The organism is Asanoa sp. WMMD1127 (assembly GCF_029626225.1).
Classification (GTDB): Bacteria; Actinomycetota; Actinomycetes; order Mycobacteriales; family Micromonosporaceae; genus Asanoa.
This window is the reverse complement of record NZ_JARUBP010000001.1, coordinates 1,751,653-1,768,281: the sequence shown is the minus strand read 5'-3', so window position 1 is coordinate 1,768,281 and position 16,629 is coordinate 1,751,653. Positions and strand designations below refer to the sequence as shown.

Sequence of the window (16,629 nt, the reverse complement as noted above, 5' to 3'; positions counted from 1 at the left end):
GCCGTCATGACCACCGGTGCGTGGCCGTCACCGCGAGGTCGCGCAGCGCGGCGTGCGTGGTGGGGTCGATCGGCGCCTCGTCCAGCACGGCCAGCGCCGCGCTGACCCGGTTGTCGATCATGGCCTCGACCGCGGCCACCGCGCCAGTGTCGGCGACGATTTTCGCGAGGTGTTCGATGTCGGCGCAGGCATTGCGGGTCAGGTGGGCCGCCTGGGCCGGGGTGGCCAGCTGGCGGGCGAGTAACAGCAGCACCGTGGGCTTGCCGGTGCGCAGGTCGTCGCCGGCGGGCTTGCCCGTCACCGCCGGGTCGCCGAACACGCCGAGCAGGTCGTCGCAGAGCTGGAACGCCTCGCCGACCGCGGCGCCGTAGCGCCGGTAGGCGTCGGTCAGTGCCGCCCCGCCACCGCTGAGCGCGGCGCCGAAGAGCAACGGCCAGGTCACGGTGTACGCGGCGGTCTTGAGCCGGGCGACCCGCAGCGCGCGGTCGACCGACCAGCGGTCGGGCTCGGCGTCGCCCAACACGTCGAGGAACTGGCCGGCGATGGCCTCGACGCGCATCTCGTCGTAGCAGCGCCGGGCGGCCAGCAGCGCCTCCGCCGGCACGTCGGCGCGAGCGAGCAGCCGATCGGCCCAGACGAGGCACAGGTCGCCGGCCAGCACGGCGCCCGCGGTGCCGAACCGCTCGGCCGGACCGACCCGGCCCGCCCGGACGTGCTGCGCCGCGAACGTCTCGTGCGCCGTGGGCCGCCCGCGCCGGGTCGCCGACTCGTCCATCACGTCGTCGTGGATCAAGGCGAAGGAATGCAGCAGTTCGAGCGCGGCAAAAGCGGGTAGCACCGGCTCGACGGCGGGCGTGGGACCGACGACGCCGCGCCAGCCCCAGTGCGCGAAGGTCGGCCGGAGTCGCTTTCCGCCGGCCAGCACGCTGTCGTGGGCCTGTGCGGCGAACGGTCGCAGCGCGGCGTCGGTGGACTCGAGAAGGGCGCATTCGTGCCGGAGGAACTCGGTGAGGGTGGTGTCGATCGCCGCGCGGAACCGCCCGTCGACCGGCGGCATGTGCCGTTGCGGCGGCGGGCTCAGGATCAGCGCGTCACGGGTATCCCCCGCGAGCGTGTCGTTGGCCACGACGGTGAGCGTACCCTAGACTTGCGAGTTGCGTCGATTGCTGAGTCGGTTCTGGTCGGGAGGCGTGGTGGACGAGGCCCTGGCGGTGTCCTACGAACGCTGCCGTGAGCTGCACAAACAGCACGGTCGCACGTACTATCTCGCGACTCGGCTGTTGCCCGCGTGGAAACGGCGACATGTGCACGCGCTATACGGCTTCACCCGCTACGCGGACGAGATCGTCGACCGCACCGACGATCTGCCGCCGGCCGCGCGCGCCGACCAGCTGAGCCAGTGGTCCGAGAGCTTCGTCGCCGGCTTGCACGGTGCGCCGGTCGACGACCCGTTGCTGCCCGCGGTGCTGCACACCATCGCCGTCTTCGACCTCGACCGCGGTGACTTCGCGAGCTTCCTGCGGAGCATGGCGATGGACCTGACGGTCACGAGCTACGCGACCTACGACGACCTGCTCGACTACATGGAAGGTTCGGCGGCGGTGATCGGCACGATGATGCTGCCGATCCTGGGCAGCTCCGACCCGGCTGCCGCGCGCGGGCCGGCCCGCGAGCTCGGCCTCGCCTTCCAGCTGACCAACTTCATCCGTGACGTGGGCGAGGACCTCTACCGCGGCCGCACCTACCTTCCCGACGAGGACCTCGACCGGTTCGGCGTCAGCCGGGCCGACCTCGCCGGCGCCGTCACCCGGCGGGCCGCCACACCGCAGATCAAGAACCTCATCGCGTACGAGGTGGAGCGCGCCCGCCTGCACTACGCCGCCGCGGCGCCCGGTGTCGCGATGCTGGCGCCCGGGTCGCGGTCGTGCATCCGGGCCGCCTACACCCTCTACGGCGGGATCCTCGACGAGGTGGTGGCCGCCGACTACGACGTGTTCGTCCGCCGGGCCACCGTGCCCAACCGCCGGCGGGCCGCGGTCGCCGCCCGCGCGCTGCTCGCCGCCGGGGACGCACCCATCGCCGTGCCGCCGACGAACCTGCGAACGGCGTCCCGGATGCCGGTGGGGGCCGCCTGATGCGCACCGCGATCGTGCTGTTCACCCGTGACCTGCGGGTGCACGACAACCCGGCGCTGGCCAGCGCGTGCGCCACCGCGGAGCAGGTCGTGCCGCTGTTCGTGTTCGACCCGGAGCTGGCCGGCCGCTCGCCCAACCGGGACCGGTTCCTCCACCAGAGCGTCACCGACCTGCGCGAGATCCTGCGGAGCCGGGGCAGCGACCTGGTGGTGCGCCAGGGCGACCCGGTCGCGGAGACCGTCCGGCTGGCCGGCGAGGTGGGCGCGGAGGGGGTGGCCGCGGCGGCGGACGTCAGCAACTACGCGCGTCGGCGGGAGCGGCGGTTGACCGCCGAGGGGGAGCGGCATCGGCTCTCGGTGCGGTTCTTCCCAGGACTCACCATTGTGGACCCGGGTGCGCTCCAGCCGGGCGGTGGCGACCACTACCGGGTGTTCTCGCCGTACCACCGGTCCTGGACCGCGGCCAAGTGGCGCGACGAGGTGGGTGTCCCGAAGAAGGTGCCGCTGCCGCCGGGTGTGCAGGTCGGTCGGTTGCCGGCGGCGCCGGCCGGCGCGTCGCCGGATGCCGCGCCGGGTGGGGAGACCGCGGCCCGGCAACGGCTGCGCGGCTGGTTGCGCAACGTCGAGGAGTACGACGACGGGCACAACGACCTCGCCGGCGACCGCACGTCGCGGCTCAGCCCGTACCTCCGCTTCGGTTGCCTGTCACCGCTCGAGCTCGCGCATGCCGCGCTGGGGAAGCCCGGCAGCGACCCCTTCGTCCGTCAGCTCTGTTGGCGCGACTTCTACTACCAGGTGGCGTACGCGTTCCCGGAGATCTCCCACAAGGCCTATCGGCGTGGGGCCACCGAGGGCTGGCGCGACAACGAGGAGGCGTTCCAGCGCTGGGCCGAGGGGCGCACCGGAGTGCCCATCGTGGACGCCGGCATGCACCAGCTGCGCCGCGAGGGATGGATGCACAACCGGGCCCGACTGGTCACCGCGTCCTATCTGACCAAGGACCTCGGCGTCGACTGGCGGCGCGGGCTCGGCGAGTTCTACCGCTGGCTGCTCGACGGCGACGTGCCCAACAACTCGGGCAACTGGCAGTGGGTGGCCGGGACCGGCAACGACACGCGGCCCTACCGGCGGTTCAACCCGGAACGGCAGCGGGAGCGTTACGACCCGACCGGGGAGTACGTCGCGCGTTACGCCTGAACGATCGCCATCACCGTGTCGTCGATCTCGCCGATCCGGTCGAAGTCGGCGAGATGCCGGGTGACGAAGCCGATCGCCAGGTCGGCGCTGGGCAACGCGTAGCCGCAGCTGCCGCCGATGCCGCCCATGCCGAAGCTGCCGTCGTCCTCGACCTGGAACCCGAGCGACCACCTGACCGAGCGGTCCAGCAGCAGGTCCGGGCCGTCGTGCTGCACGCGGATCATTTCGGCGGTGGCCTCGGCGCTCAGGATCTGCTGGCCGTCGAGGGTGCCGCCGGCCAGGAGGCCTTGATAGAAGCGGGCTACCGCAGTGGCGGTGGCGTGCATATTGACGGCGGGCACCTCGGTGTCTCGCCACAGTGGACCGTTGAGCACCGTCAGGTCGCGGCAGCCGTCCGGGTTGGTCAGGCCACGGTGGCGCAGGCTGCCGGGCGCGCCGACGGTCGTGGTCGGCCACTCCGGGTCGCCGAAGGTCAGGTCGGCGATCGCCGGCCGGTCGCCGGCGCCGAAGGCGAGGTCCAGCCGCCACGGTGTGGCGATCTCCTCGGTGAGGAAGGCTCCGATCGACCGGCCGTCGACGCGGCGCACGAGCTCGCCGACGAGGTGGCCGTAGGTCAGCGCGTGCTCGGCCGCCATCGTGCCGGGGGTCCACATCGGAGGTGCGACGGCCAGGTCGGCGGTCAGGGTCGGCCAGTCGGACCACGCGGTGGCCGGCCGGGGCGTGGGGAAGACCGGGCGGCCGGCGGTGTGGGCGAGGACGTGCCGCACGGTCGTGCCGTCGTCGGGGAACTCGGGCCAGTGCCGGTGCACGGGGTCGTCGAGGCCGGCCCGGCCACGGTCGACCAGGATCATCAGGCAGGCGGCGGCGAACGGCTTGCTCACCGAGTAGACCGCGACGACGGTGTCGGGCGTCCACGGTCGCCGGCGGTCGTCGTCGCGCCAACCGCCGACGAGGTCGACCACCAGGCGGCCGCGGTGCACCACGGCGAGGCCCGCGCCGGTGTCCCGGCCGTCGGTGAAGAAGCTCTCGAAGAGCCGGCGGACCGGTGTGAAATCCGCTTCGCTGTGACCGGTCACCTGCGACATGGCCGCCACTCTAGGGCCTAGCTGGTGGATTACGACGGGCCGCGCCGGACCCAGACGGCGCCCGACCGCACGCGCCGGCCATCTGAATACAACACCGGTATTCAGACGTCCGTCGCGCACGCCCGGACACCGTCTGGGCCTCGCCGCGACTCCGCCGTAATCCACCAGCTAGGCCCTGGGCTTTAATGGCGGGGTGGCGCAGCGAGTTGACGTGGTCGTGGTGGGGTTGGGCGTCGGTGGCGAGGAGGTCGCCGGCAAGTTGGCCGAGGCCGGGCTGTCGGTCGTCGGCATCGAGAGCAACCTGGTGGGCGGCGAGTGCCCCTACTGGGGGTGCGTGCCCAGCAAGATGATGATCCGGGCCGCCAACGCCCTCGCCGAGGCCCGGCGGATCCCGCAGCTCGGCGGGACGGCAACGGTGCACCCCGACTGGACCCCGGTCGCCAAGCGGATCCGCGAGGAGGCCACCGACGACTGGGACGACACGGTCGCGGTGGACCGGTTCGTCGGCAAGGGCGGCCGGTTCGTACGCGGCTACGGAGTGCTGACCGGTGCGCGCACGGTGACCGTCGGCGACGAGGAGTACGAGGCCACCCGCGCGCTGGTGATCGCCACCGGCACCGAGCCCAGCGCGCCGCCGATCGAGGGCCTGGCCGGCACGCCGTACTGGACCAACCGCGAAGCGATCGAGGTCGAAGACCTGCCGGTCTCGCTGATCGTGCTCGGCGGCGGCGCGATCGGGATCGAGCTGGCCCAGGTCTTCGCCCGCTTCGGTGTGCGGGTCACGGTGGTCGAGGCGGCGGACCGGCTGGTTCCGATCGAGGAGCCGGAGGCGTCGGCGCTGGTGCAGGCCGCGCTGGAGGCCGACGGGGTGACCGTGCGCACCGGGGTCAAGGCGGCCCGGGTGCTGCACAGCGAAGCGGACGGCTTCGCGGTCGAGCTGGCCGACGGCGCGGGCCAGGTGACCGGCGACCGGCTGCTGGTGGCCACGGGCCGCAAGGCCCGGGTGGCCGACCTGGGTCTGGAGGCGGCCGGCCTCGACGCGGAGGCGCGGTGGCTGGCCACCGACGAGCGGATGCGGGCGGCCGACGGCATCTGGGCGGTCGGCGATGTGACGGGGAACGGCGCCTTCACCCACATGGCGATGTACGAGGCCGGGGTCGCGATCCGCGACATCCTGGGTCAGGAGGGCCCGCCGGCGGACTATCGCGCCGTGCCGCGGGTGACGTTCACGGACCCGGAGCTGGGCTCGGTCGGCCTGACGGAGGCGGAGGCCCGCGACCGCGGCCTGAACGTCCGAGTAGGACAGACAGACCTCACGACGTCGGCCCGCGGCTGGATCCACAAGGAAGGCAACGCCGGCCTCATCAAACTGATCGCCGACGGCGACCTCCTGGTCGGCGCGACGTCAGTAGGCCCGATGGGCGGCGAGGTCCTGAGCATGCTGACCCTAGCCGTCCACGCCCGGGTGCCCCTGTCTCAACTCCGCAGCATGGTCTACGCCTACCCCACCTTCCACCGCGCCGTCGAGGACGCCCTCCGCAACCTTGCTTAGAAAATTTCCGCCGGGTCGACCTCTAGCGGGAAAGGCGTGCTGGCCGACCATCGCTGCCCCGGCTTGCACACCGCCGCTTCGAGATAGCCGCTCTCGCCTAGCTGAAGGACGATCAGCAGCGAATGACGGCCGTCCACGATCCAATATTCGTGGATGCCGAGATCGGCGTAGACGATGCGCTTGAGCAATAGATCATTTCCGGGATTCGACGGAGACACGACCTCGACCGCGAGTCGCACGCCCTTCGGATCGATGCCCTTGCCGCCGCTAGCGAGTTGCGCGGCCTCGGCGATCAGTAGGTCAGGCACGTAGTAGTTGCTCTCGTTGGCATAGACGCCCCAGCCCTCGGTCACGACGGCGAGCGAGGGTGTGCCTGCCGCTCGAGGATGCGACGCAAGCGACGTCACGCCTCCCGTCTGTCACCCATCACCGGACGTAGCAGGGTCAGCCGAAGCTTCACCGTGCTAGAACAAGTCTGCTGGGTCGATCTGGAGCGCGAACGGGAAGCCGCTTCGCCACGTCTGCCCGGCGTGGAGGACCGCGCGCTCAGCGTATTTTCCGTCGTCGGCGAGTTGCAGGATGGTCAGCGACCGGTCGCGGCGGTCGACGATCCAGTATTCGGGGATGCGGACGCGGGCGTAGAACTCTCGCTTTATGACTAGGTCGTTGTCAGCGTTGGACGGTGAGACAACCTCGGCGACCAGCAGCGTCTCGTGCGGACGCGCGCCGGGAGCGTTGCTGACAGCTACCTCCTGCGGAATCACGACCACATCGGGGATGAAGTAGTTGCGTTCATCGGGATAGACCCCGACTCCCTCCAGCACGCGGAAATGTCGCGGCGCCTGGTCGTAGAGTCGATCACGGAGGTTGGCGGTCGTCACCGCGTGCGGAAGCGGCGGAGGAGGCGTCACCAGCAGGCTCCCATTGAAAATCTCGCGCCGGTAACCGTCGTCGGGCATGTCGAACAGCTCGCCGACGGTGAAGTCGGCACCGGAGCGGGCGGGGTGATAGGGGATCGTCACTGTCACGCCTCCTTTCTACGGGGTCAGCGTTGCATCTGCGTTTGGTCGATTACAACCTGTGGATAACCGGTGGCTGTCGGGGTCGGGCAAATGGCTGTCATGTTCTTGCAAAAAGATGACGTACGCTTTGCGGCGTGACCAGACGACTGACCGAGGTCGCGCGCAAGGCCGGCGTCAGCGAGGCGACCGTGAGCCGGGTGCTCAACGGCCGTGACGGTGTCTCCGAGTCGACGCGCACCGCGGTGCTGACCGCGCTCGACGTGCTGGGCTACGAGCGACCGACGAAGCTCCGCGGCGAACGCGCCCGGCTCGTCGGGCTCGTGCTGCCCGAGCTGCAGAACCCGATCTTCCCCGCCCTCGCCGAAGTCGTGACCGGCTCGCTGGCCCAGCGCGGCCTGACCCCTGCCCTCTGCGCCCGCACGATCGGTGGCATCTCGGAGCCCGACTACGTCGACATGCTCCTCGACCACCAGGTCTCCGGCGTCATCTTCGCCGGTGGCTCCTACGCGCTCGCCGACGCCAAGCACGAGCACTACCGCCAGCTGACCGATCGCGGCCTGCCGGTCGTGCTGGTCAACGCCGGCGTCGACGACCTGCCCTTTCCGCGGGTCTCGACCGACGACGCGGTCGCGGTGGAGCAGGCGTTCGGTCACCTCCGCTCGCTCGGCCACGAGCAGATCGGCCTCGTGCTCGGCCCCGAGGACCACGTGCCGTCACGGCGCAAGCTGGCCGCCATGGCCGACGCCGCGGGCTGGAAGGGCGACGACATCGAGCGGTGGGTCGGTCGCACCAGCTTCTCCATGGAGAGCGCGCGGGTCGCCGCGACCAAGCTGATCGACAAGGGCGCCACCGGCCTGATCTGCGCCAGCGACGTGATCGCGCTCGGCACCATCCGGGCCGTCCGCCGGCTCGGTAAGCAGGTGCCCGACGACATCTCGGTCATCGGCTTCGACGACTCCGGCCTGATGACCTGCACCGACCCGCCGCTGACCACGATCCGCCAGCCGATCGAGATGATGGGCCAGGCGGCCGTCGACATCCTCGTCAACCAGATCGAGGGCGTCGGCGTCAACACCGACGAGCTTCTTTTCGAGCCTGAGCTGGTCGTACGCGGGTCGACGGGCCCAGCCGGCTCGCGCTGACCTGCGTCGATGGGGCGGACCTAACGGTCCGCCCCATTTTTGCGACCAGGCTGGGAGCGCTCCCACAGCAAGTCTTGTTTTTTCTGAGACCAGTCGGCTTCTTGCGGCGGGTAGTCGGTCTTTGTATCGTCATCGCCACGAAACATGCACGTGCGAGACCCACATCACACCCGAGAATCCCCGCTCCACCCAGGAAGGGCGTTCACCTCATGAACAGATCCAGGCTGCGTAGCGCCGTCGGGCTGCTGCTGGTCGCCGGGGTCGCGTTGTCAGCGGCCGCCTGCGGCTCCGACGACGGCGGCGAAGCGCCGGCTTCTGACCCCAATGCCAAGGTCACGCTCGTCATCAACGGTCTGCCGCCGGACACCGAGGCGGTCAACCGCAAGCACTTCCTCGACAACGTCGCCGAGTTCGAGAAGCTCAACCCGAACATCGACGTCGATGCCAAAGAAGGCAAGATGGACCCGCAGACCTTCCAGTCGAAGCTCGCGGGTGGCCAGCTCGAGGACGTCTTCTACGTCTACTTCACCGACCCGGCCAGCCTGATCCAGAAGCGCCAGGTCGCCGACATCAGCAAGTACCTCGAGGAGTTCCCCTCGACCAAGGAGATCCGCCCCGAGCTGATGAAGATCTTCTCGGACGACGGCGGCAAGGTTTACGGCCTGCCGGCCAAGAACTACTCCCTGGGCCTGCTCTACAACCGGGAGCTGTTCGAGAAGGCCAAGCTCGACCCGAACAACCCGCCGAAGACCTGGGACGAGGTGCGCACCGCCGCCAAGGCGATCGCCGGCCTGGGCAAGGACTACGTCGGCTACGGCGACTACAGCAAGAACAACACCGGCGGCTGGCACTTCACCGCCGAGATGTACTCGCTCGGCGGCGACATCGCCGTCAACGAGGGTGGCACCTGGAAGGCCGCGTTCAACAACGAGAAGGGCACCCAGGTCCTCCAGCAGCTCAAGGACATGCGCTGGACCGACAACAGCATGGGCTCGCGCCAGCTCCTCGAGTGGGCCGACCTCCTGCAGATGATGGGCTCCGGCAAGCTCGGCATGTACGTCGCGGCGCCCGACAACGTCGAGACGATCGTCAACCAGTTCAAGGGCGACTTCAACAAGTACGGCCTGGGCCCGATCCCCAACGGCACCGCCACCCTGGCCGGCGGCGAGGGCTACATGTTCAACGCCAAGGCGACGCCCGAGAAGATTCGCGCGGGTCTCAAGTGGCTGACCTACTGGTGGAACAACCCGGACCGGATCGAGGCGGAATACCAGTGGGCCGCCGAGCAGAAGACCCCGGTCGGTCTGCCCGAGCCGGCGCTGTGGACGGGTGACGCGAAGGCCAAGCAGCAGGCGGCCATCGACAAGCTCAAGAACCTGCCGGTCGAGAACTACAAGCCGTTCGCCGACGCGACCGCCAACATCCCGTTGAAGGTCGAGCCGCCGAACGCCCAGCAGATCTACGCGGTGCTCGACGTGCCGATGCAGAAGGTGCTGACGGACAAGAACGCCGACATCGCCAAGCTGCTCTCGGACGCCGAGACCCAGGTCAACAGCATCCTCGCCAGCGTCAAGTAGCCATCGTGGCCGCCGCCGGCCCGAGCACGGCCGGCGGCGGCCCGACAAACCCTGAAAGAGGACGCTGGAGATGGCGGTCGCCACCGCCGGCCGACGGACTGCCTTCCGCAGCCGCCTGAGCCGGAAGATCCAGGACAACCTCATGGCGTACGCCTTCATGGCCGGAGGCATCGCCTGCTTCGCGCTCTTCTCGTGGTATCCCCTGGTCCGCGGGGTGATCCTGAGCTTCCAGCAGATCAACTTCGTGACGGACCCGTACTGGGTCGGCGCCGACAACTTCACGGCCATCTTCGAGGACCCGCTGTTCGCCACGGCCTGGAAGAACACGCTCGTCTTCACCGGGATCGCGCTGATCTTCGGTTTCGCCGTACCGCTGGTGCTGTCGATCCTGATCAACGAGATGCGGCACCTGAAGGGCTTCTTCCGGGTCGCCGTCTATCTGCCCGTGATGCTCCCGCCGATCGTGGGCGTGCTGCTCTTCCGCTATTTCTACGACCCGGGGTTCGGCCTGTTCAACACCGTGCTGCGCGGGGTCGGCCTGCCCGAGTCCCAGTGGACCCAGTCGTCGTCGACCGCGATGATCTCGCTGGTTCTGGTCTCCACCTGGGCCAACCTCGGCGGCGCGACGCTGATGTACCTGGCCGCGCTGCAGAGCATCCCCGGCGACCTCTACGAGGCGGCGGAGCTCGACGGCGCGAGCGCCTGGCGCCGGCTGCGCCACGTCACGCTGCCCCAGCTGCGGTTCATCATGCTGGTCCTGCTGCTGCTCCAGATCATCGCGACCATGCAGGTGTTCATCGAGCCCTACCAGCTGACCGGCACCTCGAACCCGGACACCGTGACGGTGATGGTGCTGATCTACCGCTACGCGTTCACCGTCAACCAGGACTTCGGCATGGCCGCCGCGATGAGCGTGCTGCTGTTCGTGGTGCTGGCCATCTTCTCCGCCATCTACCTGCGCGTCACCCGCGACCGGGACTGAGGGGCCAGCCATGACGATCACCACGCCGATCCGGCCGCTGCCCGCGACCCCGCCGGTCGCGCCCCCGCCCCGCAAGCGCCGGAGCGCCAGCAGCTCCGGGGGCGCCCGTACCCTCTTCTCCGAGACCGAGATCGGCCGGGGCAAGGGCCGCGTCCTCTACTGGATCGTGCTGGCCCTGGTCTTCCTGCTCTTCCTGGCCGTGTTCATCTTCCCGCTCTACTGGATGTTCAGCAGCGCGGTGAAGACACCGGAGGAGTACGCGCAACCGGACCCGACGCTGTTCCCGCAGTCGTTCGTCCCGGAGACCTACCAGCTCGCCTGGGACCAGATGCGGATCGCCAAGTTCTTCGGCAACACCGCGTTGTACGCGTTCGGCGGCTGGCTGATCCAGCTGGTCTTCCAGGTCGCCGTGGCGTACGCCCTGTCGAAGCTCCGCCCGATGTTCGGCAAGGTGGTGCTCGGCGCGATGCTGGCCAGCCTGATGCTGCCGGCCACCGCGCTGCTGATTCCGGCCTACCTGACCGTGACCGACGTGCCGATCTTCGGCTGGAACCTGCTCAACACCCCATGGGCGCTCTGGCTGCCGGCGGTGGCCAACGCGTTCAACATCTACGTGCTGAAGCGGTTCTTCGACCAGATCCCCAACGACCTGCTCGACTCCGCGGCGCTCGACGGCGCCGGCCGGTTCCGGGTGCTCTGGAGCATCGTGCTCCCGCTGTCCCGTCCGGTGCTGGGCGTGGTGTCGATCTTCTCAATCGTGGCGATCTGGAAGGACTTCATCTGGCCGCTGCTGGTGCTGCAGGACCCGGAGACGCAGACGCTCAGCGTCGCGCTCAGCCGGCTCGCCTCCACCAGCCAGGTGCCGCCGACCCAGCTGATGGCCGGGTTGGCGATCGCCAGCGTCCCGATGATCGTGGTTTTCCTCATCTTCCAGCGGAGCATCATCGGCGGATTGGCGGCGGGGAGTATGAAGGGCTGACCAGTTCCTCCAGCAGTACGAACGGCGGTCAGTGACGACCGCGCGAGGCGGAACCACCCCAAAGAAAGCAGGTATCCAGTGTCCATCGCAGAAAGCCGGCCGTGGTGGCGCGGGGCGGTGATCTACCAGATCTACCCCCGTAGCTTCGCCGACGGCAGTGGCGACGGCATCGGCGACATCGCCGGCATCCGGGCACACCTCGACTACCTGTCCGAGCTCGGGGTCGACGCGGTCTGGCTCAGCCCCTGGTTTCCGTCGCCGATGGCGGACGCGGGCTACGACGTGTCCGACTTCCGGGACATCGATCCGATCTTCGGCACGCTCGACGAGGCCGAGGCGATGATCGCCGAGGCGCACGAGCGCGGCATTCGCGTGATCGTCGACGTCGTGCCGAACCACTGCTCCGACCAGCACCCGTGGTTCCAGGCCGCGCTGGCGGCCGGGCCCGGGTCGCCCGAGCGGGAGCTGTTCTGGTTCCGCCCCGGGCGCGGCCCCGACGGCGACGAGATGCCGACCGACTGGCGCGGCGAGTTCGGTGGCACCACCTGGACCCGCACGACCAACCCCGACGGCACGCCGGGCGAGTGGTACCTGCACCTGTTCACGCCGGAGCAGCCGGACTTCAACTGGGACCACCCCAAGGTCCGCGCGGAGTTCGAGAGCATCCTGCGGTTCTGGTTCGACCGGGGTGTCGACGGCATCCGGATCGACTCGGCCGCGCTGCTGCTCAAGGACCCGGCGCTGCCGGAGGTCGACGCGGCCGCCCGGCACCCGTTCCACGACCTCGACGGGGTGCACGAGATCTATCGCGGCTGGCGCCGCGTCGCCGACGAGTACCCGGACCGGGCGCTGATCGGCGAGGTGTGGATGCCGGACGCGCAGCGGTTCACCAACTACCTGCGGCCGGACGAGCTGCACGCGGCGTTCAACTTCGACTTCCTCGGCTGCGCCTGGGACCCGGAGCTGCTGCGCTCGTGCATCGACCGCACGTTGGAGGCGCACGCGCTGGTCGGCGCGCCGGCCACCTGGGTGCTCTCGAACCACGACGTGACCCGGCCGGTGACCCGCTACGGCCGCACCGACACCACGTTCAGCTTCGCCACCAAGCGCGAGGGCACGCCGACCGACCTGCAGCTGGGCTACCAGCGGGCCCGCGCGGCCGCGCTGCTCTGCCTCGCGCTGCCCGGCGGCGCCTACATCTACCAGGGTGAGGAGCTCGGCCTCTGGGAGGTCGAGGACATTCCGCCGGCGATGCGGACCGACCCGATGTACCCCCGGTCCGGCTTCGTCGACCCGGGCCGCGACGGCTGCCGGGTGCCGCTGCCGTGGTCCGGCGTCGAGTCGCCGTTCGGCTTCAGCCCGGCCGGCGCCGCCGCGCCGTGGCTGCCGCAGCCGGCCGACTGGAAGGACCGCACCGTCCAGGCGCAGACCGGCGACCCGCACTCGATGCTCGAGCTCTACCGCAGCGCGCTTCGGGTCCGGCGCGACGCCGCGGCGCTCGGCGACGGCGGGATGAGCTGGCTGCCCTCGGCCGAGGGCGTGCTGATGTTCGCTCGCGACCCGGCGTTCGTCTGCGTCGCCAACCTGTCGCCGGTGGCCGTCGACCTCCCCGAGCACGAGGAGATCTGGCTGGCCAGCGGCCCCTTGGACGGCGACCGCCTGCCGCCGGACACCACCGCCTGGCTCCGCACCGCCTGAACTGACGGCTCCACGGCACGACAACTGAAGACCACGGGGGAACGCGCACCAAGGGCAACACCGCACGGGGGGAACCGCCCGCCTCTCGAAAGGGAACCCATGCCCCACCCAGAAGCCGCAGCTGCGCCCACAGCCGGCACCGCATCGCGCACCAGCCACCGCCGGGTGGGGCTCGCCGTCCTGGCGAGCTCCGCCCTGGTGGCGACCGGTCTCACGGTCGTCACCCTGTCCGCGCCGGCCAGCGCGGCCGGGCTCTCGCCGTTCGACATCACCGGCCGCGGCGCCACCGTGCCCTTCGTCGAGCAGGAGGCGGAGGAGGTCGCGCACAACGGCACCAAGATCGGCCCGACCCGGTTCTACGGCCAGCTTCCGGCCGAGGCGTCCGGGCGGGAGGCGGTGACGCTGGACGCGGTCGGCGAATATGTCGAGTTCACGCTGACCGCGCCGGCCAACGCGGTGACCTTCCGCTACAGCATCCCGGACGGGCCGTCGGGCCAGGGCCGCGACGCCACGATCGACCTGCGGGCCAACGGCTCCCTGCTCAAGACGGTGCCGGTCACCTCGAAGTACGGCTGGTACTACGGTGGCTACCCGTTCAACAACAACCCGGGCGACACGAACCCGCACCACTTCTACGACGAGGCGCGGGCGCTGTTCGGCTCGACCCAGCCGGCCGGCACCAAGATCCGGCTGCAGGTCAACTCGACGGCGCAGTCGCCGACGTTCACCATCGACCTGGCGGACTTCGAGAACGTGCCGGCGGCGATCGGGAAGCCGACCAACGCGATCGACGTGGTGGCCGACTACGGCGCGGACCCGACCGGCGCCACCGACTCTACCGCCAAGTTCCAGGCCGCTGTCAACGCCGGCCAGGCCCAGGGCCGCCCGGTCTACGTGCCCCAGGGGAACTTCACCCTCTGGGACCACGTGGTGGTCGACGGCGTGACGCTGCGCGGCGCCGGGCCGTGGTACTCGGTGCTCGGCGGCCGCCACCCCACCGACCGCAAGCGGGCGGCCGGCATCTACGGCAAGTACGTGCCCGGCGGCGGCTACACCGGTGAGATCCGGCCCCACGAGGCCAACGGCCCCAGCCGCAACGTGACCGTGCGCGACCTGGCGATCATCGGCGACATCCGCGAGCGGGTCGACGAGGACCAGGTCAACGCGTTCGGCGGGGCGATGAGCGACTCGGTCATCGACAACGTCTGGATCCAGCACACCAAGGTGGGCGCCTGGATGGACGGGCCGATGAACAACTTCACGATCCGCAACAGCCGGATCCTCGACCAGACGGCCGACGGGGTCAACTTCCACACCGGCGTCACGAACTCGACGGTGACCAACACGTTCGTCCGCAACACCGGCGACGACGCGCTGGCCATGTGGGCGCAGAACGTGCCCAACGTCGGCAACTCGTTCACCCGCAACACGATCGGCGTCACGCTGCTGGCCAACCACCTGGTCAGCTACGGCGGCCGGGACATCACGATCAGCGACAACGTGGTGGCCGACTCGCTCACCAACGGCGGCGGCATCCACGTCGCCAACCGCTATCCGGGCGTGCAGGGCGCCACGGCCGTGCACGGCACCTGGACCATCGCCCGCAACACGACGATCCGGGCCGGGAACTCCGACTACAACTGGAACTTCGGCGTCGGCGCGATCTGGTTCTCGGCGCTCAACGAGGCGTTCGCCGGTGACGCCACGATCAACATCACGGACACCGACATCCTCGACAGCTCGTACGCCGCCCTGCACTGGATCGAGGGGCAGACCCGCGGGATCAACTTCAACAACGTCCGGATCCAGGGCGCGGGCACGTACGCGCTGCAGGTGCAGGCCCCCAGCCAGGTCTCCTTCACCAACGTGACCGCGACCGGCATCGCGCAGCCCGTGCCGATCCACAACTGCGTCGGCGGCGGGTTCCAGATCACCCAGGGCGCCGGCAACTCGGGCTGGTACACCGCGACCCCGGCCTGCGGTCCGTGGCCCGCTCCACAGTGGAACAGCGGCCCGACCAACCCGCCGACCACACCGCCGGGATCGGGCCAGATCGTGGCCGAGCCGGGCAGCGTCGCCTTCGGCGACCAGGCGGTCAACACGACCAGCGCGGCCCGCACGGTGACCTTGCGCAACACCGGCAACGCCAACGCGCCGGTGTCCGGCATCTCGGCCTCGCCGGCCGAGTTCGCGCAGACCAACAACTGCCCGACCACGCTCGCCCCGAACGCCACCTGCACCGTCTCGGTGACGTTCCGGCCGACCGCCACGGGCAACCGCGCCGGCATGCTGTTCGTCCAGACGACGCCGGGTGACCTGGTGGTCGGTCTGTCGGGCAACGGCACCGGAGGCACCAACCCCGGCACCGGCAACCTGGCCGCCGGGCGACCGGTGAGCGCGACGAGCAACAACGGGCCGTACGTGGCCGGCAACGTGGTCGACGGCAACGCGGCCTCTTACTGGGAGGGCAACAACGGGCAGTTCCCGCAGTCGCTGACCGTCGACCTCGGTACCGCCCAGACGGTCAACCGGCTCGTGCTCAAGCTGCCCAGCAACTGGGAGACGCGTACGCAGAACATCGCGGTCCTCGGCTCCACCGACGGCGGGTCGTACTCGTCGATCCTCGGCGCCGCCAACTACACGTTCAACCAAGGCTCGTCGGTGACGGTGAACCTGCCATCCGGCAGCCGTCGGTACGTCCGGCTCACCTTCGCCAGCAACAACGTCTGGCCGGCGGCCCAGCTCTCCGAGCTGGAGGTCTACGGCAGCGGTGGCACCACACCGCCGCCGGTGACCAACCTGGCCGCGGGCCGGCCGATCACCGAGACCAGCCACTCCCAGGTCTACGGAGCGGCCAACGCGGTCGACGGCAACGCCAACACCTACTGGGAGAGCGCCAACAACGCGTTCCCGCAGTCGGTGACCGTCGACCTGGGCAGCGCGCAGTCGATCTCGCGGGTGGTGCTCAAGCTGCCGCCCGCGGCCGCCTGGGCGACGCGTACGCAGACGGTCGCGGTGCTCGGCTCCACCACCGGATCGTCGTTCACCACCCTGTCCGGCGCCGCCGGCCGCACCTTCAACCCGGCCAGCGGCAACACCGCCACCATCACGTTCCCGGCGACGTCGCAACGCCACGTCCGGCTGACGTTCACCGGTAACACGGGCTGGCCCGCCGGCCAGCTCGCGGAGTTCGAGGTCTACGCCTCCTGATCATCCCTTCCGACTCCACGGAATCCCCTCACGGAAGAGGTGCAACCCCCG

Annotated in this window: 13 protein-coding genes; 9 read left to right on the top strand and 4 right to left on the bottom strand. The window is 70.0% G+C overall.

The window, feature by feature from the left end; translation table 11 throughout:
• Positions 1-4: 4 nt before the first annotated feature.
• A complete protein-coding gene (locus O7635_RS08495; protein WP_278085407.1) occupies positions 5-1,057 on the bottom strand; it encodes a polyprenyl synthetase family protein in 1,053 nt (350 codons plus the stop codon).
• A 136-nt stretch (positions 1,058-1,193) separates the two neighbouring features.
• Between O7635_RS08495 and O7635_RS08490 the strand changes: the two genes are divergently transcribed.
• The gene (locus O7635_RS08490) at positions 1,194-2,135 is read left to right on the top strand and encodes a phytoene/squalene synthase family protein (protein WP_278079868.1); all 942 of its coding nucleotides are present in this window, start codon (positions 1,194-1,196) and stop codon (positions 2,133-2,135) included.
• Entirely contained in the window at positions 2,135-3,331 is a 1,197-nt protein-coding gene (locus O7635_RS08485; protein ID WP_278079867.1) for a deoxyribodipyrimidine photo-lyase, read from the top strand. Before O7635_RS08490 ends, O7635_RS08485 begins: the two co-directional genes overlap by 1 nt.
• On the opposite strand, the gene O7635_RS08480 is transcribed toward O7635_RS08485, so the two are convergent.
• Positions 3,322-4,416, bottom strand: a complete 1,095-nt coding sequence (locus tag O7635_RS08480; RefSeq protein ID WP_278079866.1) for a serine hydrolase domain-containing protein — start codon at positions 4,414-4,416, stop codon at positions 3,322-3,324. The genes O7635_RS08485 and O7635_RS08480 overlap by 10 nt on opposite strands.
• Positions 4,417-4,609: 193 nt before the next feature.
• On the opposite strand from O7635_RS08480, the gene O7635_RS08475 reads away from it, so the two are divergent.
• Entirely contained in the window at positions 4,610-5,968 is a 1,359-nt protein-coding gene (locus tag O7635_RS08475; protein ID WP_278079865.1) for an NAD(P)/FAD-dependent oxidoreductase, read from the top strand.
• On the opposite strand, the gene O7635_RS08470 is transcribed toward O7635_RS08475, so the two are convergent.
• The gene (locus tag O7635_RS08470) at positions 5,965-6,375 is read right to left on the bottom strand and encodes a Uma2 family endonuclease (protein ID WP_278079864.1); all 411 of its coding nucleotides are present in this window, start codon (positions 6,373-6,375) and stop codon (positions 5,965-5,967) included. The genes O7635_RS08475 and O7635_RS08470 overlap by 4 nt on opposite strands.
• A 57-nt stretch (positions 6,376-6,432) precedes the next feature.
• On the bottom strand, positions 6,433-6,990 hold the full coding sequence (locus O7635_RS08465) for a Uma2 family endonuclease (protein WP_278079863.1): 558 nt from the start codon (positions 6,988-6,990) through the stop codon (positions 6,433-6,435).
• Positions 6,991-7,124: 134 nt separating this feature from the next.
• Between O7635_RS08465 and O7635_RS08460 the strand changes: the two genes are divergently transcribed.
• The 6 genes from O7635_RS08460 (at position 7,125) to O7635_RS08435 (ending at position 16,578) form a co-directional block, all read left to right on the top strand.
• A complete protein-coding gene (locus tag O7635_RS08460; RefSeq protein ID WP_278079862.1) occupies positions 7,125-8,132 on the top strand; it encodes a LacI family DNA-binding transcriptional regulator in 1,008 nt (335 codons plus the stop codon).
• Between the two features lie 209 nt (positions 8,133-8,341).
• Positions 8,342-9,709 (top strand): extracellular solute-binding protein, encoded by a 1,368-nt coding sequence (locus O7635_RS08455; RefSeq protein WP_278079861.1) that lies wholly within the window; start codon positions 8,342-8,344, stop codon positions 9,707-9,709.
• Between the two features lie 70 nt (positions 9,710-9,779).
• Positions 9,780-10,691: a sugar ABC transporter permease gene (locus O7635_RS08450; protein WP_278079860.1), complete on the top strand. Its 912-nt coding sequence runs from the start codon at positions 9,780-9,782 to the stop codon at positions 10,689-10,691.
• Positions 10,692-10,701: 10 nt separating this feature from the next.
• Complete coding sequence (locus tag O7635_RS08445) at positions 10,702-11,670, top strand: carbohydrate ABC transporter permease (protein ID WP_278079859.1); 969 nt, start codon at positions 10,702-10,704, stop codon at positions 11,668-11,670.
• An 84-nt stretch (positions 11,671-11,754) separates the two neighbouring features.
• Entirely contained in the window at positions 11,755-13,368 is a 1,614-nt protein-coding gene (locus O7635_RS08440) for an alpha-amylase family glycosyl hydrolase (RefSeq protein ID WP_278085406.1), read from the top strand.
• A gap of 99 nt (positions 13,369-13,467) precedes the next feature.
• On the top strand, positions 13,468-16,578 hold the full coding sequence (locus O7635_RS08435; protein WP_278079858.1) for a discoidin domain-containing protein: 3,111 nt from the start codon (positions 13,468-13,470) through the stop codon (positions 16,576-16,578).
• Positions 16,579-16,629: the final 51 nt, after the last annotated feature.

What these genes read in the sequence shown, in the direction of transcription:
- O7635_RS08495 (WP_278085407.1), bottom strand. Translation starts at nt 1,057, where the DNA reads ATGCCGCCGGTCGACGGGCGGTTCCGCGCGGCGATCGACACCACCCTC.
- O7635_RS08435 (WP_278079858.1), top strand. Translation starts at nt 13,468, where the DNA reads ATGCCCCACCCAGAAGCCGCAGCTGCGCCCACAGCCGGCACCGCATCG.
- O7635_RS08480 (WP_278079866.1), bottom strand. Translation starts at nt 4,416, where the DNA reads ATGTCGCAGGTGACCGGTCACAGCGAAGCGGATTTCACACCGGTCCGC.
- O7635_RS08445 (WP_278079859.1), top strand. Translation starts at nt 10,702, where the DNA reads ATGACGATCACCACGCCGATCCGGCCGCTGCCCGCGACCCCGCCGGTC.
- O7635_RS08450 (WP_278079860.1), top strand. Translation starts at nt 9,780, where the DNA reads ATGGCGGTCGCCACCGCCGGCCGACGGACTGCCTTCCGCAGCCGCCTG.
- O7635_RS08485 (WP_278079867.1), top strand. Translation starts at nt 2,135, where the DNA reads ATGCGCACCGCGATCGTGCTGTTCACCCGTGACCTGCGGGTGCACGAC.
- O7635_RS08455 (WP_278079861.1), top strand. Translation starts at nt 8,342, where the DNA reads ATGAACAGATCCAGGCTGCGTAGCGCCGTCGGGCTGCTGCTGGTCGCC.